At 44.0% G+C, this 24,510-nt stretch carries 22 protein-coding genes and 1 riboswitch; of the genes, 14 read left to right on the top strand and 8 right to left on the bottom strand.

Features of this window, described 5'->3' with window-relative positions; translation table 11 throughout:
- The first annotated feature begins 3 nt into the window (after positions 1–3).
- Positions 4–276 (top strand): oxidative damage protection protein, encoded by a 273-nt coding sequence (locus MN200_RS01450; protein ID WP_004978611.1) that lies wholly within the window; start codon positions 4–6, stop codon positions 274–276.
- Positions 277–680: 404 nt separating this feature from the next.
- Here MN200_RS01450 and phoU read toward each other — a convergent pair whose 3' ends face one another.
- Both phoU and MN200_RS01440 read right to left on the bottom strand, forming a co-directional pair.
- Positions 681–1,397: a phosphate signaling complex protein PhoU gene (gene phoU, locus MN200_RS01445; protein ID WP_004692799.1), complete on the bottom strand. Its 717-nt coding sequence runs from the start codon at positions 1,395–1,397 to the stop codon at positions 681–683.
- Between the two features lie 89 nt (positions 1,398–1,486).
- The gene (locus MN200_RS01440) at positions 1,487–2,815 is read right to left on the bottom strand and encodes a TolC family outer membrane protein (RefSeq protein ID WP_242759945.1); all 1,329 of its coding nucleotides are present in this window, start codon (positions 2,813–2,815) and stop codon (positions 1,487–1,489) included.
- Positions 2,816–3,095: 280 nt separating this feature from the next.
- Between MN200_RS01440 and MN200_RS01435 the strand changes: the two genes are divergently transcribed.
- From MN200_RS01435 to gluQRS, 6 genes are all read left to right on the top strand, one after another.
- Positions 3,096–4,148 carry a hypothetical protein gene (locus tag MN200_RS01435; RefSeq protein WP_242759944.1) on the top strand — a complete coding sequence of 351 codons (1,053 nt, stop codon included), beginning with the start codon at positions 3,096–3,098 and terminating at the stop codon, positions 4,146–4,148.
- 68 nt (positions 4,149–4,216) lie between these two features.
- A riboswitch (TPP riboswitch) is annotated at positions 4,217–4,344 on the top strand.
- Positions 4,345–4,488: 144 nt separating this feature from the next.
- Positions 4,489–6,381, top strand: coding sequence for a phosphomethylpyrimidine synthase ThiC (thiC, locus tag MN200_RS01430; RefSeq protein WP_224467684.1), 1,893 nt, complete (start codon positions 4,489–4,491; stop codon positions 6,379–6,381).
- A 75-nt stretch (positions 6,382–6,456) separates the two neighbouring features.
- Complete coding sequence (locus MN200_RS01425) at positions 6,457–7,077, top strand: NUDIX domain-containing protein (protein WP_168159852.1); 621 nt, start codon at positions 6,457–6,459, stop codon at positions 7,075–7,077.
- A gap of 10 nt (positions 7,078–7,087) precedes the next feature.
- Positions 7,088–7,885 (top strand): 3',5'-cyclic-AMP phosphodiesterase, encoded by a 798-nt coding sequence (gene cpdA / locus MN200_RS01420; RefSeq protein ID WP_078425930.1) that lies wholly within the window; start codon positions 7,088–7,090, stop codon positions 7,883–7,885.
- Between the two features lie 209 nt (positions 7,886–8,094).
- On the top strand, positions 8,095–8,622 hold the full coding sequence (gene dksA, locus MN200_RS01415; protein WP_004692816.1) for an RNA polymerase-binding protein DksA: 528 nt from the start codon (positions 8,095–8,097) through the stop codon (positions 8,620–8,622).
- A gap of 2 nt (positions 8,623–8,624) precedes the next feature.
- Positions 8,625–9,545, top strand: a complete 921-nt coding sequence (gluQRS, locus tag MN200_RS01410; protein ID WP_242759942.1) for a tRNA glutamyl-Q(34) synthetase GluQRS — start codon at positions 8,625–8,627, stop codon at positions 9,543–9,545.
- A gap of 152 nt (positions 9,546–9,697) precedes the next feature.
- Here gluQRS and ftsW read toward each other — a convergent pair whose 3' ends face one another.
- The 5 genes from ftsW to MN200_RS01385 all read right to left on the bottom strand — a co-directional run bounded on the left by ftsW (position 9,698) and on the right by MN200_RS01385 (position 14,815).
- A complete protein-coding gene (gene ftsW, locus MN200_RS01405; protein WP_058868736.1) occupies positions 9,698–10,894 on the bottom strand; it encodes a putative lipid II flippase FtsW in 1,197 nt (398 codons plus the stop codon).
- A gap of 19 nt (positions 10,895–10,913) precedes the next feature.
- Positions 10,914–12,260 (bottom strand): UDP-N-acetylmuramoyl-L-alanine--D-glutamate ligase, encoded by a 1,347-nt coding sequence (gene murD / locus MN200_RS01400; protein ID WP_058868735.1) that lies wholly within the window; start codon positions 12,258–12,260, stop codon positions 10,914–10,916.
- Positions 12,261–12,419: 159 nt separating this feature from the next.
- Complete coding sequence (locus tag MN200_RS01395) at positions 12,420–12,671, bottom strand: DUF6587 family protein (RefSeq protein WP_058868734.1); 252 nt, start codon at positions 12,669–12,671, stop codon at positions 12,420–12,422.
- 27 nt (positions 12,672–12,698) lie between these two features.
- Entirely contained in the window at positions 12,699–14,558 is a 1,860-nt protein-coding gene (locus MN200_RS01390; protein WP_131229859.1) for a ferrous iron transporter B, read from the bottom strand.
- Complete coding sequence (locus tag MN200_RS01385; protein WP_010325703.1) at positions 14,555–14,815, bottom strand: FeoA family protein; 261 nt, start codon at positions 14,813–14,815, stop codon at positions 14,555–14,557. The genes MN200_RS01390 and MN200_RS01385 overlap by 4 nt, the downstream gene beginning before the upstream one ends.
- A gap of 180 nt (positions 14,816–14,995) precedes the next feature.
- Between MN200_RS01385 and xerD the strand changes: the two genes are divergently transcribed.
- The 4 genes from xerD (at position 14,996) to thrC (ending at position 19,486) form a co-directional block, all read left to right on the top strand.
- On the top strand, positions 14,996–15,913 hold the full coding sequence (gene xerD, locus MN200_RS01380; protein WP_010325702.1) for a site-specific tyrosine recombinase XerD: 918 nt from the start codon (positions 14,996–14,998) through the stop codon (positions 15,911–15,913).
- A gap of 126 nt (positions 15,914–16,039) precedes the next feature.
- Entirely contained in the window at positions 16,040–16,849 is an 810-nt protein-coding gene (locus MN200_RS01375; protein ID WP_078390102.1) for a DsbC family protein, read from the top strand.
- A 127-nt stretch (positions 16,850–16,976) separates the two neighbouring features.
- Positions 16,977–18,281, top strand: a complete 1,305-nt coding sequence (locus MN200_RS01370) for a homoserine dehydrogenase (protein WP_131229857.1) — start codon at positions 16,977–16,979, stop codon at positions 18,279–18,281.
- A 65-nt stretch (positions 18,282–18,346) separates the two neighbouring features.
- A complete protein-coding gene (gene thrC, locus MN200_RS01365) occupies positions 18,347–19,486 on the top strand; it encodes a threonine synthase (protein WP_242759941.1) in 1,140 nt (379 codons plus the stop codon).
- An 86-nt stretch (positions 19,487–19,572) separates the two neighbouring features.
- On the opposite strand, the gene MN200_RS01360 is transcribed toward thrC, so the two are convergent.
- Positions 19,573–20,628, bottom strand: a complete 1,056-nt coding sequence (locus MN200_RS01360; protein WP_125273423.1) for a serine hydrolase — start codon at positions 20,626–20,628, stop codon at positions 19,573–19,575.
- Between the two features lie 215 nt (positions 20,629–20,843).
- Between MN200_RS01360 and MN200_RS01355 the strand changes: the two genes are divergently transcribed.
- Genes MN200_RS01355 through MN200_RS01345 form a run of 3 tightly spaced genes read left to right on the top strand, consistent with a single transcriptional unit; the run spans position 20,844 to position 24,506 of the window.
- A complete protein-coding gene (locus tag MN200_RS01355; RefSeq protein WP_010325697.1) occupies positions 20,844–21,479 on the top strand; it encodes a response regulator in 636 nt (211 codons plus the stop codon).
- A gap of 21 nt (positions 21,480–21,500) precedes the next feature.
- Positions 21,501–23,069, top strand: coding sequence for an ATP-binding protein (locus tag MN200_RS01350; RefSeq protein ID WP_242759940.1), 1,569 nt, complete (start codon positions 21,501–21,503; stop codon positions 23,067–23,069).
- Positions 23,070–23,084: 15 nt separating this feature from the next.
- Positions 23,085–24,506, top strand: coding sequence for a sigma-54 dependent transcriptional regulator (locus MN200_RS01345; RefSeq protein ID WP_242759939.1), 1,422 nt, complete (start codon positions 23,085–23,087; stop codon positions 24,504–24,506).
- Positions 24,507–24,510 lie beyond the last annotated feature (4 nt).

Here is a 24,510-nt window from a genome sequence, read left to right as displayed (position 1 = left end):
GATATGACTCGACAAGTTTTTTGCCGTAAATATCAAACAGAAATGGAAGGTTTAGACTTTGCACCTTTCCCTGGCGCAAAAGGCCAAGAACTTTTTGAAAGCATCTCCAAGCAGGCTTGGGGAGAATGGTTAAAGCACCAAACCACTTTAATCAATGAAAAACGCCTAAATGTGTTTGAACCTGATGCGAAAAAGTTTCTTGAAGAACAACGTGAGAAGTTCTTTAACAATGATGAAAGCTTAGAAAAAGCAGAAGGCTTAAAGCCTGAGGCGTGATAAAGCGTTGCACATTTGAAAAGCTCCGACATCGGGGCTTTTCTTTTTATTCATACAATGTTCTATCCAAGCACAGGGATGACCAAACCCCAAATAGATGACATATTAATGACTCCATTACGCTATAAAGCCGTTATTTGTATCTAAATAATTAAGTGTAAACATAGCGCTACACAACCCTTGCAAAACTCAACATTACACTACAAGAACCTACATGACGCAGAAAAACATCTTTCCTATAATGGCATTCAAGGATAGAGGGAAACCTCTTATCTATAACGATAAATATCCCCGATTTTAGTCTCAGATTTCCCCCAAAGTCTGAGATTTTTTTTATCCGAAAATTAAGCAACCATTAAAAAGCACAACCGAAGTTGTGCTTGAAAAATAAGATTCACTTTTTTTTATTTTTGGATATGTTTTTCAACTTCTTCAAAACTGGTATGACGCACATCCAAACCTTTCACCATGTAAATCACTTGCTCAGAGATATTACGCGCATGATCGCCAATCCGCTCTAGTGAACGCAATACCCACATCACATTAATCACACGCGCAATATGACGCGGGTCTTCAATCATATAAGTCATCAAAGTACGCGTTGCAGATTGATATTCACGGTCAATATCAGCATCGGCCATCATCACACGTAGCGCTTGTTCTGCATCTAAGCGTGCAAAAGCATCTAGGGCATCATGAATCATGACACGGACTTGGTTACCAATATGACGCGTTTCCATATAACCGCGAGGGGATTCACCGTCTTCACATAAGCTTTGCGCAATACGAGCAATTTTCGCCGCTTCATCACCAATACGCTCTAGGTCGGTATTGGCTTTCGACATCGCAATTACCATACGCAAATCAATCGCAGCAGGATGACGACGCGCCAAAATCAAGGTCAAGGCTTCATCAATTTCACGTTCGAGCTGATTCACCGCATTGTCTTTAAACTGAACATCGACCGCTAAGTTGGCATCGGTGTCGAGTAGCGCATGAATTGCATTTGCCACTTGTTGCTCTACCAAACCACCCATGGTCATAAATTTGGTGTTCACATCCTGCAAATCTTCATTGAACTGCGAAGAAATGTGATGGTTTAAAACAGGACTATTTGGCAAAGGACGCACTCCACAGCAACATCATGAGGGACTAAAGATTGAGCGATATTAAAGCATAGCAATTGTGAAGATTTGATGACAAGACCCTTTTATAAGCGTGCTTTGTCCACCAACCATGCATTCATTTCTTGAATATCTTGTTCAGTCAACTTACCCACAGATGCCTTTAAATGCAAGACATTGATCAGATAGTCATACTTAGCATTGACATAATCTTGCTTGGCCGAAAAGGCATTGCGCTGTGCCAGTAAAACATCGACCATGGTTTTTAAGCCTTCTTGATACTGCGCTTGTGAGGCACGAGAGACGAGGCTGGATGATTCCATGGCAGCTTTACGTGCTTGCAACTTGGCTTGGTCTGTTTCCACTTGCAAATAAGACTTTTTCACCTCGGTATTGGCTTTACGGATAGCGGCATCCAGTTCAGCTTCAGACTTTTTGACGTTGACGGCGGCTTTTTGAATCGACTTCTTGGTTCGCCCACCGGTATAAACATTCCAATTCATCTCAATACCAATCTGATCAAAGTTGCCTTTGGCCAACATAATATTCTCAGGCGTCTGCTCACTATAACCATAGCTTCCTACGGCTTCAATTTGCGGATAGAAAGCAGCTTGTTCAACCCGTTTTTGATCTTCAGCATAGCGCTGTTGCAAGCGTGCTTGTTGTATGCCTAGGTTCTGTGCGAGAGCCAAATTAGTCCATGCTGAAAGTTCTGCAGGATAAGGCTTTTGAAACTGAAAGTCTTCACGTAGCACTGCCAAGTTTTCTTGATAAGGCCCAATAATTTGCGCCAGTTGTTCCTGCGCCAAGACCAGTTGTACATGCGTCGCAATACGGTTGGCCTGTGCGCTTTGGTATTGTGCATTGGCTTCACTCACATCACTTTTTGCCACCAAACCCTCTCTGAGTTTGGCATTCATCATATTCAGTTGCTCAAGTAGAGCCTGTTCTTCTTGTAAATTGGCTGCGGTTAAACTTTGTTGGCGCAGTACATTAAAATAGGCTTCCGTCACGTCTAAAATGTGTTGCTGCCGCTGTAGCTGTAAATTGACTTCACTTAAACTGAGGGAGGTCTTGACTTGTTTCAATCCTTCCCACGCATCCCAACGAAAAAGGGGTTGGCGCGCCGTAATCGCCACTTGTTTGGTGGTGGTCGTATCGGGCATGGAAAGCACAGAGCTCACCTGCCCAATGGGTTGATTTTTTCGAGTCACATTGCCAGACAGACTAATAGTAGGTAGTAAGTTGCCTTGAGCAATGCCTAAATTGAGTTGATCTGCTTCATATTGGAGTAAATTGGCTTGCCAGTTAGGATCATTGACTTTGGCGCGTTGTAACGCGTCGACCAAATCCAAGGCATGACTCCACGGCGCGAAAAACAACACACAGCTGGCTAGGATACATTTAATCTTCATTGTTTTCAGTCAACCTTTCCGCCTCACTGGCCTCGTTCTGAGCAATGCTATACTAAAACGAGTTGTCATTATTTTCGTATATTTTTTATTGCACTGGTTACAATAGCGCCCACTAATTTGTTCATTATGAAGTAAATATTGAACAGTGTCACAGCCCGTTCAATAAACTCATTCACAATACTACACATTAAAAATTCCATTCCCCCTATAAAATGAGGCACGGAGAAAAGGAGTTTCTCTACTGTGTTGTCGCTGAACTGATTTTTTTGATCGAGTCGCTGTGAATCATTCTTCTTTATTTTCGCTTAAACCTTACGCACTGATTTTTATGTGTGCGCTGTTGGCTGCCTGTCAAAAACCTGAACCTGTCAGCTTTCAAGAGCCTGCACAAATAGAAGCATCTTCGACTCAAACCTTAGACTTAACCGACTTGTGCCAAAAAATTGACAAAAACATGTCGGAAATAGATGCACAACGTACGACTTTTGCTTTAGAGCAAATCAATCAAGATCTTAAGCTGTGTTTACCTTTACTCGGTTTTCCACAACAAAAGCATTTATTGGGTTTATCCAATAAAATGTACCATGACTTTTTATCGGTTGAACGTACACCGCAACAGCAGCGTGCTTTTGAAAGCTATGCCCTAGAAATGGCTCAACATCCGACCATTCAACAAAGTCTTTTTGAGCAACTTACCATTCGCGACCAATACCTCATCAAACACCAAGGGCAGTCTTATGTCGAGCTGTTTGATGCAGGCGAAGGACAAGTGCATTACCGCCGTAGCCCTGAATATTTAGCCAAAATTTTCGCGCCTTATCTCCCTGTCGCAGAGCAAGCGTTTATTGAACATCTGGCGACACAAAATCAATACCCAGCCGTGATTGGGAGTCAGGTCAAAATTGACGCCAAAGAAATTGCGGATCGTGCGCTGTATTGGGAAAACTATTTACAGCAATATCCGAAAAGTAGCTACCACCAAGATGCACGTCATCTGTTGAACCTATATAGCACCCTCTTGTTTATCGGACTGGATGCTCAACGCATTTACGACGGCTATACCGTGCAAAGCAACTATTTGGAAGAAATTAAACGCCTCGCTGAACTGAAAAATTCAATTGTGACGGATCAAGCGCGCTTATTTTTACAGTTCGTGGCGCTCAGCCCTGAACAAAGAGCGGCTCAAATCATCTTGCCTGCTTCCGCTCATGTGCCGCGCCTCGGTACAGATCAACTCTTACAAAGACAATTGGTACATTTTATCCAACTGCGTATGATCCAACCCGATCAAGGCAAAGACTGCTTAAGCGATGCCATTTGCTTAGAACGTTGAACAAATCTCCTTTCACACTTTGAATAAAAAGGTCGCTGTTTTTAACAACAGTGCATGTTAAGATGATGCATCGCTTGACGGAGCGCGAGTAATTGCTCGCTGAGATCAGCTAAGACTTTTCAATAAAGTTTTGAAGCTGAGTACCGTTGAACCTGATCAGGTTAAGACCTGCGTAGGAATCAAGCCATCTAAAAACTGAACGCCTTTCATTGAACTATTTCCAGTAGAAATACATCCGTTGCATTTGTATCACCAAATTAACAACACACAGAAATAGCTTCAATTGCCATCGTTTTTGGTCGTGCTTGATTCGTTGATGTCATTCATAAGGATCATTGCAATGAACCAGTTAACGAATCTTTCCGCTGAAATTTCAGCACAACATGAACAAGATGCCAAAGATCTGACCCGTATCTTGCCTGCCTCTAAAAAAGTTTATATCCAAGGTTCACGCCCAGACATTCAAGTTCCCATGCGTGAGATTGAACTGACCGAAACCCCAACAGGCTTAGGCGGTGAATACAATCCACCAGTGATGGTTTATGACACCTCTGGTGTATATACCGATACCAATGTCAGTATTGATCTGAACAAAGGTCTACCCAATGTCCGTGAAAGCTGGATTGAAGAGCGCAATGATACCGAAATGTTAGACAGCCTCAGTTCAAGCTTTGGTCAAGAGCGTTTACGGGATATTCGTACCGCTGATATTCGTTTTGCCCATATTCAAAAACCACGTCGTGCCAAAGCAGGCCTCAATGTCACGCAGATGCATTATGCCAAACAAGGCATTATTACCCCTGAGATGGAATACATCGCTATTCGTGAAAATCAGCGTCAACGTGAAGGGGTCGATGCACGTCAACACGCGGGGCAAAACTTTGGTGCGCATAACCTGATGGAAATCACGCCTGAATTTGTGCGCAAAGAAGTGGCTGAAGGGCGTGCGATTATCCCTGCCAATATTAACCACCCTGAAATTGAACCCATGATCATTGGCCGAAACTTCTTGGTGAAAATCAATGCCAATATTGGTAACTCGGCTCTCGGCTCTTCAATCGATGAAGAAGTCGCAAAAATGACGTGGGCAACTCGTTGGGGTGCAGACACCATCATGGACCTCTCCACAGGGAAGAACATCCATGAAACCCGTGAGTGGATTATCCGTAACTCACCTGTTCCGATTGGTACGGTACCGATCTATCAAGCTTTAGAAAAAGTCGATGGAGTGGCAGAAGACCTGACGTGGGAAATCTTCAAAGACACGCTGATCGAACAAGCTGAGCAAGGCGTAGATTACTTCACCATCCATGCAGGCGTCTTATTACGTTATGTTCCAATGACGGCGAATCGTCTCACTGGTATCGTGTCTCGTGGCGGTTCGATCATGGCACAGTGGTGTTTGGCCCATCATCAAGAAAACTTCCTCTATACGCATTTCGATGAAATCTGCGAAATCATGAAAGCCTATGATGTGTCATTCAGCTTAGGTGATGGCCTGCGTCCGGGGTGTATCCAAGATGCCAATGACGAAGCACAGTTCTCTGAATTACGCACTTTAGGTGAGTTGACCCATCGTGCATGGAAACATGATGTGCAAGTGATGATTGAAGGTCCAGGGCATGTGCCTATGCATATGATCAAAGAAAATATGGATCTACAACTTGAAGTCTGCCAAGAAGCGCCCTTCTACACTTTAGGGCCATTAACCACCGATATTGCACCGGGTTATGACCATATTACTTCTGCGATTGGTGCGGCGATGATTGGTTGGTATGGGACTGCCATGTTGTGCTATGTCACGCCAAAAGAACACTTGGGCCTGCCGAACAAGAAAGACGTCAAAGATGGCATCATCACCTATAAAATTGCAGCACATGCGGCAGATTTGGCCAAAGGTCATCCGGGTGCGCAAGTTCGTGACAATGCTCTGTCTAAAGCACGTTTTGAATTCCGCTGGGAAGATCAGTTTAATCTCAGCCTTGATCCAGACACGGCGCGTAGCATGCATGATGAAACCATGCCGAAGGAAGCGCACAAGTCTGCGCACTTCTGTTCGATGTGCGGTCCCAAGTTTTGCTCGATGAAAATCACACAAAACGTGCGTGATTATGCACAAAACCAGCAAAACGCTGCACTGAATAAAATTCAGCAAGAAGAGGTCGAAACCGGTCTCGATAGCATGAAAAAACAATTCCATGCAAGCGGACAAAACTTGTACCAAAAAGTGTAAGCTGATAAAAAACCTTTTGTAATCATGCGATTCTCAGTTAGGATGAAATGATAAATTTCATCCTGATTGCGCTTTATGAACATAATTAAGCAAGCTACATATCACCGTGAAGATGTCCAAATTGTAGACAGAGCCTTTGTTTTTCAGGGTTTTGTTCAAGTAGAAAAAGTAAATTTACGTCATCGCCTGTTTAATCAAACTGAGTACACCGCTGTGATTTCACGTGAGCTTATTCAGCGCCCTGAAGCGGCAGGTGTCTTAATTTATGATGATGCACAACAAAAATTTGCCTTGATTGAACAGTTTCGTATTGGTGCTATGGATGATCAAGATTCAGCTTGGCAGCTGGAGATTATTGCGGGAGTACTCGATGGTGATGAATCACCTGAAAGTTGTATTCGCCGTGAAGCATTAGAAGAATCAGGCTGTCAGATTGAACACTTACAACATCTGTTTAGCTTTTACCCTTCTGCAGGTGCCTGTGCGGAACTGTTTCATCTGTATAGTGCTGCGGCCGATTTACCCGAACAAGGTGGTGTATTTGGTATGCCCGATGAAGGTGAAAATATTTTATTACACCTGATTGATTATGCGCAGATCGATACATTACTTTCCAATGGTCGGCTCAGAAATGCGCCTGTCATAATGGCCTTGCAATGGCTACAACAACAGATTAAAACGACAAGGAATGTCTAAGGGGTCAGGCATGACTTTAAATAATGAGAAAAATTGGACCATTATCCAAATTTCAGATACGCACTTGATGGATCAAGATCATCTGGAGTTTGTACGTATGAATCCAGAGCAAAGCTTTCATCATGTGATGCAACATATTGTTGAGCGTCACCCACAGCTGAATGCCATCGTCCATACAGGTGACTTGGCACAAGTACCTGTGCCTCGAACCTATCAACGCTATTTAGACTTTATGCAGAGTTTAAAGACGCCGTTTTATCAGGTTCCGGGCAATCATGACAATGCCGAACACTTCCCTTTTCATCAGCAGCAAAACAAAGTTCATGTGATTCACTTCGGCCCTTGGAGCGTGGTTTTACTCAATAGTGCTGTCAAAGGTAAAATCGATGGCTGGGTCGATGAAGCACAATTGAACCAACTGGAACAAATCCTACAAGAATTTGCCCAGCAACACATTGTGATTGCCTGTCATCATCATCCTTTTGAAATGCAGTCAAAATGGATTGATCAACATAAACTCAAGAACACCCAAGACCTTACTGCGGTTCTTGCGAAATACCACAATGTCAAAATTGTGCTGTCGGGACATGTCCATCAAGAATCATGGCGTGAATGGCATGGCATTCAGTTTTACTCGACGCCGTCTACTAGTGTCCAATTTAAGCCTTTAAGCGATCATTTCGCCTTAGATGAGCAGGCACCAGGTTATCGTATTTTACAATTAAACGCAGATGGTAGCCATGAAACCCACGTAGAACGTGTCTTACACGCACAGCAAAAAATAAATGTTGAAATTTCAGGTTATTAACTTTTCATTTTTATCGTTTTCAATTACCTTAGTTGCTCTTACGAAAAAGTGATCAATTTAATCCAAACATCAAAGACTATCAAAATACTTAAAAAGTCTATATGATGACGACCCCCGAGGGTGAATCTCCTCGAGGGTGGATAAAAACACTTGCATATCACCATATTTTTTGCGTATTAAAGATACGTATATGATGAGGATTGCCCTAAATGGCGAATGACAACCAAAATACTGTCTTAGACGAACAAACTGATGTTGTAGATGAAAAATCTACAAAACGTGTGCGCAAAACTAAGCCTAAAGCGACTGACGGTGGTTCTACTGCAAGCTTATTTGGTATTGAACCTTATCAGCCGAAAAAAAATGAAGAATACATGTCTGAAGGTCAGCTTGAGCACTTCCGCCAAATTTTGTTGGCATGGAAAGCAGAGTTGATGTCAGAAGTTGACCGCACACTCAACACCATGCAAGACGAAAACACCGCTTTGCCTGATGTGAATGACCGCGCGACACAAGAAGAAGAGTTTGCAATTGAACTACGTACACGTGACCGTGAACGTAAACTCATCCGCAAAATCGAACAATCAATTGAAGCGATTAAAAACGATGACTATGGTTTCTGTGAAACCTGTGGCATCGAAATTGGTCTGCGCCGTTTAGAGGCCCGTCCAACAGCAACTTTATGTATTGACTGCAAAACACTGGCAGAAATCAAAGAGAAGCAAAATAACGGTTAATCATGTTATTCTATAATCCTCCCCCAACCCCTCCTTTACATAAGGAAGGGGTCAACAGGATGGCTTATGTGGGTCGGTTTGCGCCATCGCCAACCGGCCCTTTGCATTTTGGTTCACTCATCACCGCCGTTGCCAGTTATTGCGAAGCTAAAGCACATCAAGGCACATGGTTGGTTCGTATCGAAGATACCGATATCCCGCGTATTTACCCTGACAGTGAAAGCCATATCTTGCGTTGTATTGAGGCTTTCGGCTTTCAGCCCGATGCGGATATTATTTTCCAAAAAGATCGTCTCGATATATACGAAGACGTGATTCAACAACTGCATCAACTCAAACTGGTCTATGCCTGTCAGTGCACCCGAAAAATGCTCGGTTCTAACCACATTTATGCAGGCACCTGCCGTGACCTTACTCTGCCTTTTGAGCAACAAGCCATTCGCGTCAAAGTAGAAGATGTCGAGATTTGTTTTGATGATGCTCTGCAAGGCCGACACTGCTCACAACTGGCACATGAGCTCGGTGACTTTGTACTGAAACGCCGCGATGGCATTATCAACTATCAATTAGCGGTAGTGGTAGATGACTACCTACAAGGCATCACCCATGTGGTTCGTGGTGCAGATCTATTGGATAATACCGAGCGACAAATTTATTTAGGTCAGCTGCTAGATTACCCACGTCTTAGCTATATGCATCTGCCTTTAGCCATGAATGATCAAGGGCAAAAGTTGTCTAAACAAAATATGGCACAGGCACTGGATCTTAACCAAGCACCAGCACTACTCGCTCAAGCGATACATGCTCTAAATCAGCCATCTGTCGCGTTAGACCACCCTGAACGAATGTTGCAACAAGCCATTGCGCAATGGGATGTTTCACTAATTCCGCACCATACTACCCTGCACGGTATCTATTTATAGCAAAACGATTGCGGCAGAAACTCAACGCGAGGTCTAGTGCGCAACGTTTGGAATTGAAAGAAATTCAAAAAATTTAGAAGGGCTCAAACGCTATCCGCATAAAACGAAAAGTACGTTTAGTCTGCGGAAAGCGTGATGAAAGAACAACCCGCTTAGAAGCTGGATTCTTCTTTGGTTGGATTAGCACTTTGTGTTGTTGCATCAATTTTCAAAATCAAACTGATCATCACTGCACACATAATCAGTGATGAACCGCCATAACTAATAAAAGGTAGCGTCAAACCTTTGGTTGGCAGCATACCCATATTCATACCTGCGTTTACCAAAATTTGCAGTAAGAAAATAATCGATACCCCATAAGCCAAATAACCCGCACGCAGGTACTGATTCTTCAGCGCACGATGACCCACTTTGATACAGCACAGCAACATGGTAAAGGACAGAATTAAGACCGTAGTGATGCCGAAAAAGCCAAACTCTTCACCTAAAATAGCCAACATGAAGTCGGTATGGGCTTCAGGTAAGTAGGCCATTTTCTGTACACTGTGGCCAAGTCCTACACCAAACCATTCACCACGTCCAAAGGCCATCAAGGCATTGGAAAGCTGGTAACCAGTGCCTAGCGGATCTTCCCAAGGGTTTGAGAAAGACATTAGACGTTCAAAACGGTAAGGCTCAAACACAATCAAAAAGACAAATGCCGCAAAAATTGCACCAAAAGCCATACCAAACTGAATCAACGGCGCGCCAGCAAGGAAGAAAATCCCGAGCATCATCAAACTAATGACCACGGTTGCACCCAAGTCGGGCTCCGCAATAATCAAACCCACCGTCAATAGCATAATGATGCCGAGACGAATCAAGCCTTTGATGTTATTTCTTACTTCTTCGGCACGCCGTACCACATAGTCCGCGGTGAAAATCGCCATCATCACTTTGGCAACCTCAGAAGCCTGTAACGTAAAGCCCGCAACACGAATCCAGCGGGTCGAACCATTGACCTCCGTACCGACGACCAACACAGCAGCCAGCAGTAAAATGGTCAAAATCCACAACGGAAAGGTGTTATTGAACCAAACATTGAGCGGAACTCGGTATACCGCATAGGCCAAAACGCCAGCCACCGCGATTGAAATCCCGTGACGAAGGACATAGTGAAATGAATTCTCATGAAGGCGTTCAGCATAAGGCATCGACGCAGATGCGACCATGATCGAACCTAAACACAACAACGCAACGACGCAGAAGATCAACACATTACGTGGTGTCACTTCGCTGGGTACACACGGCGCCCAACGGCTATAAAACTGGTTAATTTTATTGATCGTTGTCTGAGCAAACTCAGCCATCTCAATTTCCTTATTATTTTTAGTGGAGTTCTTGCACACAAGCGACAAACTGATGTCCGCGCTGTGGGTAACCACTGAACATATCAAAACTTGCACATGCAGGTGACAATAACACGACATCATGGGCTTGGGTATTGGCTTGGCAAAGTGCAACCGCCTGCTCTAAAGTCTTAGCATGCAGTAAGGTCGTTGTTCCTGCCACGGCTTTTTCAATCAACGCCGCATCTTCACCAATCAACACAGCCACCTTCACGTATTTGCTCAAAGCCTCACGTAAAGCGCTAAAATCTTGTCCTTTGCCTTGACCACCTAAAATGATCGCGACTTTGCCGCCTTGGGCTTCAATCGCAGCACCTAGACCATCAATTGCGGCCAGTGTTGCGCCTACATTGGTGCCCTTAGAGTCATTATAGTAACGAACACCCTCAACTTCTTTCACAAACTCACAGCGATGCTCTAAGCCTTTAAAGCTTTTCAGTGTTTCCAACATCGACTCAAGCGGGAGATTGATTGCCTCACCTAAAGCCAAGCAGGCCAATGCATTGGCCACATTGTGTGTGCCTTGAATATACATCTCTGCACTGTTCAATAAACGTGTGCGGCCACGGGCCAACCAGATCGTACCGTCGTCATCTCTTAATACACCGTACTGATTCATATCAGGTGCATTTAAACCAAAGCTTTGCATTGGCGTAGCATCAGGTACCAAAGGACGAGTCAGTGAGTCATCACGATTATGAACGACTTTTTTCACGCCTTGGAAAATGCGATGCTTCGCGGTGTGATAGCCCATCATATCGCCATGACGGTCAAGATGATCTTCACTCATATTCAGCACCACCGCAACTTCAGCTTGTAAATTTGAAGTGGTTTCTAACTGAAAGCTCGATAGTTCTAAAATGTATAAATCTGGCTGATCTTTGGTTAGGTCCAAGGCTGGGCGACCAAGGTTACCGCCTACCGCGACTTTCACGCCTGCATGTTCAGCCATCAGACCAATCAAGGTCGTCACAGTACTTTTTGCATTCGACCCAGTAATGGCCATAATTGGCTTATCTGTTGCACGGCGTAGGATTTGAATTTCACTCACCACGGGAATGCCTTTGGCAATCGCAGCTTGAATTTCAGGTAGTTTCGGATCGAGCCCAGGGCTAATAACGATTTCTTCAGCAGACAACAACAGCTCTGCATCAAACTGACCAAAACTGGTTTGTATCTCCACTGGAATTTGATCATGACCGGGCGGGGTCGATCGAGAGTCTGTTACTGCAACGCGGTAGCCTTGGTTATGTAAAAAATTGACCGCTGCAACACCTGAAATACCGAGTCCTGCAACGACCTTAAGTCCACCACGTTGTATTAACATTTTCGCCCCATGCTTGGTCTGAGATTTATCTGCGGAAATGTTAGCACTTTGCTGTTTTGAATGCTTTTTCTGTTTTGACTTTCCTGCACTTTTTTTGTGTCAGTGCGTAAAAAAGCCGTCCCTCTTGGACGGCTTTTTAATTTGTGAACAAAAATCGTTTTATTTCCACTTCACCGCTTGAACTTCAGGCTTTTTCGCATTGCTGTCTTCTGTTGCCGGACAAGCACAGTTTCCGCCACAACCGCCAGCCATTGACGGCCTTAACCACGTCGCCAAACGGGTCCAACCGCGAGCCTCACACAGCGCAGACAAGGAGGTGAAAACTGAACCCGATGTCTTAGGAAATACTTTCTTAAATACCACCACTGCACTCCAGATCACTAGAGCAGCAACAATTAGAATTTCAATCATCTCAATCTCCTCGCCTATTTACGCCAATTAGCCCAAATAATGCGTTGCAATTTGATAAGTCAGGAATGACATTAAATAAGCCAAACCAAACAAGTAAATGGTCATAAAACTCACGGTTTTCCATGAACCTGTTTCACGTTTGACCGTCGCTAAAGTCGCCAAACAGTGGGGTGCATAAATAAACCACACCAATAAAGACAGACCAGTCGCCACCGACCAGCCGAGCTCACCGCCACTACTGATCAGTGAAGCCAAGCCTTGTGACATGGCATCATCATCGACAGCAGATAAGGCATATACCGTACCTAAAGCTGCCACCACGACTTCACGAGCAGCCATGGCTGGAATCAAGGCAATACAAATCTGCCAGTTGAAGCCCAGCGGGGCAAAAATTGGTTGCAGCAAATGACCGAGCATCCCGGCAAATGAATAATCAATTTCAGGTAAAGTCGCGCCTTCAGGAGCTTGCGGGAAGGTACATAAGAACCACAACAAAATAGACAACGCGAAAATGATGCCACCCACACGACGCAAGAAGATCTTGGCACGGTCAAGTAAACCAATCCAAATATTCTTTAAGTCAGGGAAACGATAACTTGGCAACTCCATCATCAACATATGCTGTGACTTGTCTTTATGGAAGAATTTCAGAACGAAAGATACACACAGTGCACTCACAATCCCAGCCATATATAAAGCAAACAACACCAAGCCTTGCAGATTGAAGATCCCCCAAACGGTTTGTTCAGGAATAAAAGCAGCAATTAACAAGGCATATACAGGTAAACGTGCTGAACACGTCATGAGTGGTGCCACAAAAATCGTGGTCAAACGGTCACGCGGATCACTAATGGTACGCGATGCCATGATGCCCGGAATTGCGCAGGCAAAGCTAGACAACAATGGAATAAAGGCACGCCCAGAAAGACCTGCTTTAAACATCAGCTTATCCAACAAAAACGCGGCACGCGGTAAATAACCCGACTCTTCCAATACCAAGATAAAGAAGAACAGAATTAAAATCTGCGGCAAGAACACCACGACACCGCCCGCACCCGCAATAATCCCATCTACCACCAAACTGTTAAGTAAAGGGTGGCTAATTGACCCACCGATGGTTTCACCCAGCCAGCCAAAGAAGGTTTCAATCCCATCCATAAACGGCGCTGCCCAAGAAAAAACGGCTTGGAAGACAATAAACATCATTACTGCAAGGCTAACTAGCCCCAAAACTGGATGTAGAAAAATCTTATCCAGAAAATCCGTTCGCTTGTCTTCTTCATCGACGTACTGCACGGCGTCATGTAATAAATTTTCTACTTTCTCATGCGCTGTGTCACCTTTTAAGCCCGTCAGCTCGGTATAAGGCACGGCATATTTGCCCTGCTCTAAAGCGCTGAGTAGGCTTTCAATACCCGAATTACGTACCGCAACGGTTTCAACGATCGGCACACCCAAACGCTCAGAAAGCTTTTGGGTATTGATTTGCATACCACGGCGACGTGCTTCATCCATCATGTTTAAAACGATTAACATTGGACGGCCCAATGCAATCAGTTCAATCACTAAACCAAGGTGAAGTTTGAGGTTAGTTGCATCAACGATACATAAGAAAGCATCTTGCTGACCTTCGTCTGCAATTTTCCCCATCACCACGTCACGGGTAATCATTTCATCAGGACTGGTCGCATCTAAGCTATACGTCCCTGGCAAATCGAGAACGCGAACTGCTTGACCTGAAGGAAGAGTAAATTGACCAACTTTACGCTCAACCGTTACACCCGCATAGTTACCTACTTTTTGGCGTGTTCCAGTGAGATGGTTAAATAACGAAGTTTTACCGCAGTTTGGATTACCTACAAGGGCAACACGCAAGGCATCACTCATCTAGGTGCTCCTTCGACTTGAATTTCAATTTTTTCAGCTTCAACTTTTCTTAAGGCGAAACGTGTAAAACCCACTTGGATTAAAATTGGATCGCCACCAAAAACACCTTTGGTAATCACCTGTACTTTTGTACCTGCGACAAAGCCTAATGTTTCAAGACGACTAGCCACCAAATCAGTCTGAGCTTCGCCATCCAAAGTATGATTCACTTTGTTAATGATGGCAGTTTGTTTGACTTTTAAATCAGATAAACGCACCGCATCCAACCCTTTAATATTTTGAACAGTATACAAACAAATGAGAATAATTACCAAATCAGATTCGATAATGATTCGCATCTGTTATAACACATCGACAAGCGAGAATGATTACACTACATTGAATAAAACCCCTATTCCTTGTTTTTGTCTTTCCGTGATGATGTGCTTGAGAGCTTTATGTTAAATAAAAAACCGCGTGTGCCTGCGCCTGTTCAAATTCCAACTCAGCTCAGTTTTTTACACGGCTTTAAAGATTATCTCATTGCACAAACCGTCAGCCCACACACCCGAAATGCTTATCTCTCTGACTTATTGCAGTGCAGCGAGTGTAGTCGGGTGAGCATGCCTGAATGGAGCAGTGATGATGTCGCCGATGTTCTACTGACCCTCACCAAGCAAGGCAAAAGCCCGCGCTCCATTGCGCGCTGTCTGTCTGCTCTGCGTTCTTTTTTTAAATTTCTACGGGAACAAAAACTGCGTTCAGACAACCCTGTCGCGCTACATAAAACACCCAAAATTGGCCGCGCACTGCCTAAAGATTTGTCTGAGCAAGACGTGGATGCCTTAATTCAAGCTCCAGATATTGAAACCGCTCTCGGGCTCCGTGATCGTGCCATGTTTGAAGTGTTGTATGCCTGTGGATTGCGTGTATCTGAGCTACTGAACTTACGCCTAGACTTAATCAATTTAAAACAAGGCTATTTAAGAATTACAGGTAAGGGCAATAAAGAAAGACTGGTGCCTTTGGGGCAAATCGCAGTGGAATGGGTCGAAAAATACTTAATTGAGTCCCGTCCGCAATTATATAAATCTGCAACTGACTATCTATTTTTAACTCAACATGGCGGCATTATGAGTCGGCAAAACTTTTGGTATGCCATTAAACGCTATGCCTTACAAGCAGGGATTCAGGCTGAACTGTCTCCACACACCTTACGACATGCTTTTGCAACGCATTTACTCAATCACGGTGCTGACTTGCGTGTGGTACAAATGCTATTGGGACATAGTGATCTGTCCACGACACAAATTTATACCCATGTCGCACAAGTGCGTATGCAACAACTGCATGCCAGCCATCACCCTAGGGCTTAAGGTCTTGATCATCCATAACTTAAGGCTGTTTTTAGCACGAAGACTACGAAGTATTACCGAGTCCTGTACTTTTTTTGCTATGCTTGGCGCTCTGTTTTTATAAAGTCAAAAGAAAAAGGGTTATCTATGTTATTTACCCGTAAACCATTGTTCATTGCCTGTGCCATTGCTTCAAGTGTTCTATTTACAGCATGTTCAAATAACACTGAAGAAAAAAAACAAGACTCTTTAACAGCAAGCGCGCCAGCCACAGGTGAAGCGTCGACCTTGACGGAACGTAATGCAAAACAACGTTTAATTGATACCCTTCAAAAGCATTTCAAAACAGCCAATATCAATGCCAAAATCATCGATATCAAAACCACTGAAGTGCCAAATTTATTTTGGGTCAATCTTGAAGGGATGAGCTCGGTTTATACCACAGCAGATGGTAAATATATTATCCAAGGTGATGTGATTCGCTTGGGCGATAAAACCCTCCACAACGTCAGCGACAATCTTCAAGCTGAAGCCAACAAAAAGCTTCTAGCAGAGCTCAAAACTGAAGACCTACTGGTTTATAAAGCCAAAGGTAAGACCAAACATGTGGTTTATGTCTTTACCGATGCCAGCTGTCCTTACTGCCATAAACTGCACGAGCATATCCCTGAAATCACGGCCCAAGGCATTGAGGTACGTTACATTGCATGGCCGCGTGGCGAACAGTTCATGCCAGCCATGGAAAGTGTGTGGTGTAGCGCAGACCGTCAAGCTGCCTTTGATCAAGCAATTTCAGGTGCTCAACTTCCACCAGCGACCTGTAAAAACCCAGTGCGAGATCAATACCAGTTGGGTCTGAACATGGGCGTAAATGGGACACCTGCGATCTACAATGAAGATGGTGAATATCTCGGTGGTTATTTGGCCCCAAGTGAATTATTAAATCGTCTTAAATAACTAATTTTTATTTGCTATTTAACTAATATTTATAGTTGAACATAAAATGATTTCTCTCCTAGAGTCTCACAGTTTTTTTAGCTATGATCTAGGCTTGGTTCAATATATAAGTAAATTGGAGTGTGACGTGAAACCAGTTCGTCTGGCAATCCTCGGTCTTGGTACTGTGGGTGGTGGTGCCCTTAAACTACTAAAAGAAAATGCTGCTGAGATTAAACGTCGCACCGGTCGTGAAATTCAAATTACCTATGTCGGCACACGCCGCCCTCGTCCAGACTTAGATTTAGGCGATGAGGTCAAGCAAAGTGCTGACTTACTCGACATTGTGCGTCAGCCTGATGTCGATGTTGTGGTTGAAGTCATGGGTGGCATCCACCCTGCATATGAAGTGATTAAAGAAGCCATTTTACATGGTAAACAAGTGGTCACCGCGAACAAAGCTTTACTTGCAGAACACGGCAATGAGCTGTTCAAACTGGCGGATGACAATGCCGTGCAAATCGCCTATGAAGCTGCGGTTGCAGGGGGCATTCCCATCATTAAAGTGATGCGTGAAGGCCTAGCGGCAAACAAGATTAATTGGTTGGCGGGTATCATCAATGGTACAGGCAACTTTATCTTGACTGAAATGCGTGAAAAAGGTCGTGCCTTTGCAGACGTATTGAAAGAAGCACAAGAACTCGGTTATGCCGAAGCTGATCCTACTTTTGATGTCGAAGGCATTGATGCTGCACATAAACTCACGATTTTAGCATCGTGTGCTTTTGGTATTCCGCTACAGTTTGACAAAGTCTATACCGAAGGCATCAGTAAAATCACAGCGCAAGACGTGAAGTATGCTGAAGAACTGGGTTTCCGTATTAAGCACTTGGGGATTGCGCGTCGTGCGGCGAATGGCATCGAACTTCGTGTTCACCCAACCTTGATCCCTGCGGAAGAACTGATTGCCAATGTCAACGGCGTTAAAAATGCTGTCTTGGTACAAGCACATGCTGTCGGCCCAACCTTGTACTATGGAGCAGGCGCAGGCGCAGGTCCAACGGCTTCTGCGGTCGTTGCAGATGTCATTGATATCGTCCGTGATATCTCGTATACCGAAGATGGCGCTGGAACGATTCCACAATTGGCCTTCGAAGCACTGACCAATGTGCCCATGTTAAGCCGTGAAGAAATGACTACAGGTTATTACATCCGGATTAATGCTGAAGATCAAACTGGCGTCTTGGCCGATGTAACTACGATTCTGAGCCGTGCAGGCATCAGTATCGATGCCATCATGCAACAACCACGCTTAAAAGACCTTATTCCAATCGTGATTTTGACTGATCCAGTCGTTGAATCAAAAATGGACGAGGCACTTGCTCAAATTCAAGCCTTACCCGTCATTCATGGCGAAATCGTGCGAATTCGTTTAGAATCGCTTGATAATTAATCGGGTTGAGGAAAAGAACGCTCTTCTCTTCCTCACCAAGCTCTACACACAATTGGAACATCATCATGTCGAATGCCAATCGTTATACTGGTTTAGTTGACCGTTATCGCGACCGTTTACCAGTGTCTGAAACTACTCGCGCTATTTCTTTAGGTGAAGGTAATACGCCACTGATTAAACTCGAGAACATTCCACGTTTAATTGGCAAAAATGTTGAAATTTATGTGAAGTACGAGGGCTTAAACCCGACTGGTTCATTTAAAGACCGTGGTATGACCATGGCGGTTACTAAAGCCGTTGAAGAAGGCTCAAAAGCGATTATCTGTGCCTCTACAGGTAATACCTCAGCTGCGGCTGCGGCTTATGCAGCACGTGCAGGCATCAAAGCGTTTGTGTTAATCCCAGAAGGCAAAATTGCCATGGGTAAAATGGCGCAAGCAATGATGTATGGTGCCATCACCATGCAAATCCGCGGTAACTTCGATGACGGTATGCGTCTGGTCAAAGAAATTGCCGATAAAGCCCCTGTAACCATCGTCAACTCAATCAACCCATACCGTTTGCAAGGTCAAAAAACTATTGCTTACGAAATCGTAGATGAGTTAGGCCGTGCACCAGATTACCATTGCCTACCCGTGGGTAACGCAGGGAACATTACTGCACACTGGATGGGGTATACCGAAGCAGTTGCTAACCAACCTGCGGATCAGTTTGAGCAAGTGATTTATGACGCTGAAACAGATCAATTCACGGGTCCTAAACCTGAAGGCTTACCAACTATGGTTGGTTACCAAGCAGCAGGTGCTGCGCCATTCTTACGTGGTGCACCCGTTGAGAACCCTGAAACAGTTGCAACGGCAATCCGTATTGGTAATCCTCAAAGCTGGAACCATGCTAAAGCGGTGGTTCGTGATTCTCAAGGTTGGTTCGATGAACTGACTGATGCTGAAATCTTAGAAGCACAGCGTTTGCTTTCAATGTATGAAGGTGTCTTTGTAGAACCTGCTTCTGCAGCATCAATTGGCGGTGCAATCCGTGACATCAAAGTTGGAAAAATTGCGGAAGGTTCTGTGATTGTCTGTACCGTGACAGGTAATGGTCTGAAAGACCCAGATACTGCGATCAAACAGTGTTCTGATGCGGTCATGCTATCAATCGATGCCACTTTAGAACAAGTTCGCGATTCAATTCTTTCAAACATGTAATTGAGAGAAGACAAAAAAAGCCCTGCATATGCAGGGCTTTTTTATGACTCAATTTTCGTTGTTGAGTGAACAAAAACAAAGTCGGGTTAAATACGTTTTGGTAATTGGCTTGCCCAGTTCATTAGGCGCGTTGCATCATTGGTACGTGCTGCAGATGAGTCCGCACCCAATAACACCACCACTGCTGGACGGTTATTTAAAGTGGTATGCATTACCACACAACGACCGGCTTCATTAATGAAACCTGTTTTTGAAATATTAATATTCCAACCACCATTACGAACCAAGGCATTGGTATTGTTTGATTTTAATACACGATAGCCCAAGTTAAAGTCATAGCTGGCTGTGGTTGAGAACTGACGAATCAGACCATACTGTGATGCGGCATTGACCAAAATACCCAAGTCACGTGCTGAAGCGACATTACCTGGATGTAGACCTGTCGACTCCATATAATGGGTTGAATTCATACCCAAAGATTTGGCTTTGGCATTCATCGCCGAAACAAAGGCTGAGCGACCACCCGGATACGTCCGTGCAAGCGCCGATGCTGCTGGGTTTTCTGACTTCATTAATGCAAATAACAATGCCTCTGCACGGTTCATACTGTCCCCTGCACGCAGGGACGAGCTTGAACTTTTACAACCCGAACACGAAAAGTCCGCTTGCTGTAAAGTAATGTTTTCAGACATATTTAAACGCGCATCTGAAATCACCACCGCCGTCATCAACTTAGTAATCGAGGCAATCGGCAGCGCGGTATTACTGTTTTTACTGTACAGTACTTCACCTGTATTGCCATCCATCACCAGTGCTGCACGAGCATTCACACTGGGTTGGTTGGAATATTTCGAGGTATCGAAAATTTGTACTGTTTTCGAGGTACTGTTGTTTGTTACCACACCATTGGAACTGCGAATACTGGTAGTGACTTTTGTTGAACCCTGAGGAGCGTACTCTTCAGGATCTTCCATGAGATCATCATTCAGAAACTGTTCTGCATCTGCTGCAGACCAGCTCATGCTTGCTTGGCTAGGGCCCGAGCCCGGATTCATCACCAAGTCTGCAAAGCTATGGGTACTGACCGTCGTTGCAATCGACCATCCCAATAGATGCATTAAAAATTTATTTGATTTTTTCACTTTTCTTCACTCAACTTCATAACCCATAAGATACATTTGCGTATTCACGCCAATATGCCTTACATTTGTACACAATGCGAACAGCATTGCCGTCGACAGCGTGCATATCTTTTCAAATAAGCCTAAGAATAGGATTGCTAATTTTGTCGTTTCATTGCAAGCTTATTTTGCTTTATGTAACAAAAAATATGGTTTTTATAGTGAGGAAGAGCTAGGTGATCACAGTTTTAGTGGTAGATGACCATGAGTTAGTACGTACAGGGATTTGTCGAATGCTCGAGGACCATGCCGATGTTCAAGTTATTGGCCAAGCTGAATCTGGTGAAGAAGCAATTAACCTCGTCCGTCAATATCACCCGAATGTGGTTCTGTTAGATGTCAACATGCCAGGTATTGGTGGCGTTGAAACCACACGCCGCTTACTACAAACCGCACCCGAAACCAAAGTACTGGCAGTCAGTGGTCTAGCTGAAGAACCTTATCCTTCCCTGTTACTCAAAGCTGGCGCCAAAGGCTACATTACCAAAGGTGCGCCCGTGACCGAAATGGTACGTGCCATTAATAAAGTCATGCAAGGCGGCAAATATTTCAGTGCTGATATTGCTGAACAACTGGCCAGTTCTTATCTATCGGATACACAGACCTCGCCTTTTGATGCTTTGTCTGAACGTGAAATGCAGGTGGCGATGATGGTTGTGAATTGCATCAGTGCACAAGAAATTTCTGACAAGCTTTTTGTCAGCGTAAAAACGGTCAATACTTACCGTTACCGAATTTTTGAAAAGCTCAACATTGACAGTGATGTGAAGCTGACTCACCTTGCTATTCGTTATGGTTTAATCAAACCCTGATGCAAGCTGACTAACACCCGCATGCTGAAATACTCAACCAATATTCAGTTAAATCAATACCGTCTAGGTGTTTGGTATGCATCGTATCGACTGTTTATTGGTTGCTGTTTGTTGTTGGTTTATCTGCTGACTTATGAGCAGCTATTTTTAAATTATCAATATCCAGTATTGTATCGTTCTGTCCTGATTGGCTTTATTTTTATCAGTGCTTTTCAGCTATTGAGCCTCAAGAATGTGCGCAAGCGCATACCACTTCAGCTCACCTTGTTGTTTATCGTCGATGTCATTAGCCTCAGTTTACTCACTTTTGCCACCGATGGTCCAAACTTACAGTTAAGCTTATTGTTTGTGATCACGATCTTTGCCGCTTGTGTATTGGTCGATAAACAAAAAGCGCTCATCATTACCTTGATTGCAGTGATTACACTGGTTTATCAACACTTTATTGGAACGCTCTTTTCAATCAGTTCACTGAATACCATTGGCAACAGTGCCGTGCTCGCCTTTTTGTTCTTTGTGGTTTATGGGTCTGGACAAATTGCGGTACGACGTTTTCAAGTCCTTGAAAATTTAAACTTCTATCAGTCCCAAGAGCTAGACCAACTGCAAAACATTAACCGTTATATTTTAGAGCAAACCGAGCTCGGCTATTTGGTGCTCGATGAAAACTGCCACATGGTGCTGAGTAATCCTGCCGCCTGTGCATTATTGGGCATCTCCCCGATTTATGCCTATGACAAATATCCCTTATATAAGGCACAGCCTGATTTATTTGAACTACTCAAATTCGACCAACTGAAGAATGGGGAAAAATTCCAATTTACATCCCAACTGAGCCGCTTTCAAATTCAGATCGAAATTCAAAAACTTCAAGTCCCGAATCAGACACTGACCTTATTCGTGCTGCAAGATGCACAAAAAATTAATCAACGTGTACAACAACTCAAGCTGGCTGCACTGGGTCAACTTTCTGCCAGCATTGCCCATGAAATTCGCAATCCATTGGCTGCCATCACCCAAGCCAATGAATTGATGCAGGTGAACGATCCTGAGCAAGCCCTGTTACATAACATGATCGCCAAACAAGCCTCACGGATTGATAAAATTATTGGCGATACACTGAGCATGGCACGCAGTAAAGAAACCTATCCGACCTTGATTGATGTCGCCGCTTTTTTAGAACGTTTTATCATTGAAGATTTGCCCGATGTCAAAGATCAAATTGATTACCGCATTTCCGATCCAGCTCAGATTCAGTTTGATGAACAACAACTGAGACAAGTGCTGATCAACCTGATTCGAAACGCCATTCGGCATAATGCAGCTGAAGCCGATCACATTCAAATTCGTGTCTATAGCTATAAAAACCTCGTCCATATTGAGGTCCGCGATTTTGGTGATGGGGTCGCCAAACAGGATCAAACCGCCCTGTTTCAACCGTTTTTTAGTACCTCAATCAATGGAACTGGGTTAGGATTATATTTATCCCATAGTTTCTGCGAAGCCAACCAAGCTAAGCTATACTATGTAGAACAAAAAATAGGGGCATGCTTTCGGATTGAATGCCCCCGTATAAACAATGACGTGTAATTTTTGGGGTTAAACGTGGAAAAAAAACCACTTGTTTTATTGGTGGATGACGAACAAGACTTATGTACACTGATGCAAATGTCTTTAAGTCGGATGGGGATTGATACACATATTGCCTATCGCTTACAAGAGGCGGTTCAAGCCCTGAAAACGCATCAATATGATGCCTGTCTAACCGATCTTAATTTACCCGATGGTAATGGTCTGAGCTTGGTCGATTTTATTGCTCAAAATTATCCTAATTTGCCTGTTGCAGTGCTGACTGCTTACGGCAATATGGATATTGCGATTGCAGCACTTAAAGCTGGTGCGTTTGATTTTGTCAGTAAACCAATCAACCAAAAACATTTAGAGCAACTTTTACAAAAAGCCTTTAATCAACCCATCAATCAGCTGCATATCCAAGAAGATACGCTTGAACATCGTCTACTGATTGGTCAGTCCCTTCCTATTCAGCAGCTACGCATCACCTTAAAGAAAATTGCACGCTCGCAAGCCCCTGTCTTTATTACAGGTGAATCAGGGACCGGCAAAGAAGTGGTGGCTAATCTGGTACATCGCCTAAGTAATCGTAATGAAGGACCATTTATTGCCATCAACTGCGGTGCCATACCGACTGAACTGATGGAAAGTGAATTGTTTGGACACCGTAAGGGTAGCTTTACAGGAGCGACTCAAGACAAACAGGGGCTGATTCTGTCTGCGCATGGCGGCAGTTTATTTTTAGATGAAATTGCTGAATTACCGCTCACTATGCAGGTGAAACTATTGCGCGCGGTACAAGAAAAACGCATTCGCCCAATTGGGAGTGACACCGAAATTGATGTCGATTTTCGTGTGATTAGTGCCAGCCATCAAGACTTAGAAGCACTGGTGCAACAAGGCAAGTTCCGTCAGGATTTGTACTTCCGCATCCATGTCATGGACATTGTGCTGCCTGCTCTACGTGAGCGTGGCAATGACATTATTCTTTTGGCACAACATTTCATTCAAAAAATCTGCCAAGAATGGGACATCCCTGTCAAACCACTGAGTGAACGTGCACGTGAGTTTTTATTGGCCCAATATTATCCAGGCAATGTGCGTGAACTACGCAACATGATGGAACGTGCCATCACCTTAAGTGATGAAAGCAGTATCGACTTACCACACTTGCAAACAGCCCCACTGCGACCGATTGCTCAGACCAACTATACCAATGCCACGCAACAAGGTACTGTTGGCAATGATCAACTCAGTCATATGCCTTCGCGTAAATTACCCGAAGAGGGTTTAGAGCTGTATTTAGAAAAAATTGAAAAAGAAATTTTGATGAATGCGCTCAATCTTACCCACTGGAACCGAACACTGGCGGCTAAAAAGCTCGGCATGTCTTTCCGTTCTTTACGTTATCGCTTGAAGAAATTCGGGCTAGATGGCGAAGACGATTCCGTTTAGAGAC

The sequence above is a fragment of the Acinetobacter sp. LUNF3 genome (assembly GCF_022699605.1).
Taxonomy (GTDB): domain Bacteria; phylum Pseudomonadota; class Gammaproteobacteria; order Pseudomonadales; family Moraxellaceae; genus Acinetobacter; species Acinetobacter johnsonii.
The sequence above is the reverse complement of the archived record's forward strand: the minus strand, read 5'-3'. Positions and strand labels throughout refer to the sequence as shown.

Bases quoted from the DNA above. Each gene is read 5' to 3' on its own strand.
- murD (WP_058868735.1), bottom strand. From the start codon at position 12,260: ATGTTAATACAACGTGGTGGACTTAAGGTCGTTGCAGGACTCGGTATT.
- MN200_RS01440 (WP_242759945.1), bottom strand. From the start codon at position 2,815: ATGAAGATTAAATGTATCCTAGCCAGCTGTGTGTTGTTTTTCGCGCCG.
- MN200_RS01350 (WP_242759940.1), top strand. From the start codon at position 21,501: ATGCTGAAATACTCAACCAATATTCAGTTAAATCAATACCGTCTAGGT.
- thrC (WP_242759941.1), top strand. From the start codon at position 18,347: ATGTCGAATGCCAATCGTTATACTGGTTTAGTTGACCGTTATCGCGAC.
- xerD (WP_010325702.1), top strand. From the start codon at position 14,996: ATGTTAAATAAAAAACCGCGTGTGCCTGCGCCTGTTCAAATTCCAACT.
- dksA (WP_004692816.1), top strand. From the start codon at position 8,095: ATGGCGAATGACAACCAAAATACTGTCTTAGACGAACAAACTGATGTT.
- gluQRS (WP_242759942.1), top strand. From the start codon at position 8,625: ATGTTATTCTATAATCCTCCCCCAACCCCTCCTTTACATAAGGAAGGG.
- cpdA (WP_078425930.1), top strand. From the start codon at position 7,088: ATGACTTTAAATAATGAGAAAAATTGGACCATTATCCAAATTTCAGAT.
- MN200_RS01390 (WP_131229859.1), bottom strand. From the start codon at position 14,558: ATGAGTGATGCCTTGCGTGTTGCCCTTGTAGGTAATCCAAACTGCGGT.
- ftsW (WP_058868736.1), bottom strand. From the start codon at position 10,894: ATGGCTGAGTTTGCTCAGACAACGATCAATAAAATTAACCAGTTTTAT.
- MN200_RS01425 (WP_168159852.1), top strand. From the start codon at position 6,457: ATGAACATAATTAAGCAAGCTACATATCACCGTGAAGATGTCCAAATT.
- MN200_RS01375 (WP_078390102.1), top strand. From the start codon at position 16,040: ATGTTATTTACCCGTAAACCATTGTTCATTGCCTGTGCCATTGCTTCA.
- MN200_RS01450 (WP_004978611.1), top strand. From the start codon at position 4: ATGACTCGACAAGTTTTTTGCCGTAAATATCAAACAGAAATGGAAGGT.
- thiC (WP_224467684.1), top strand. From the start codon at position 4,489: ATGAACCAGTTAACGAATCTTTCCGCTGAAATTTCAGCACAACATGAA.
- MN200_RS01395 (WP_058868734.1), bottom strand. From the start codon at position 12,671: ATGATTGAAATTCTAATTGTTGCTGCTCTAGTGATCTGGAGTGCAGTG.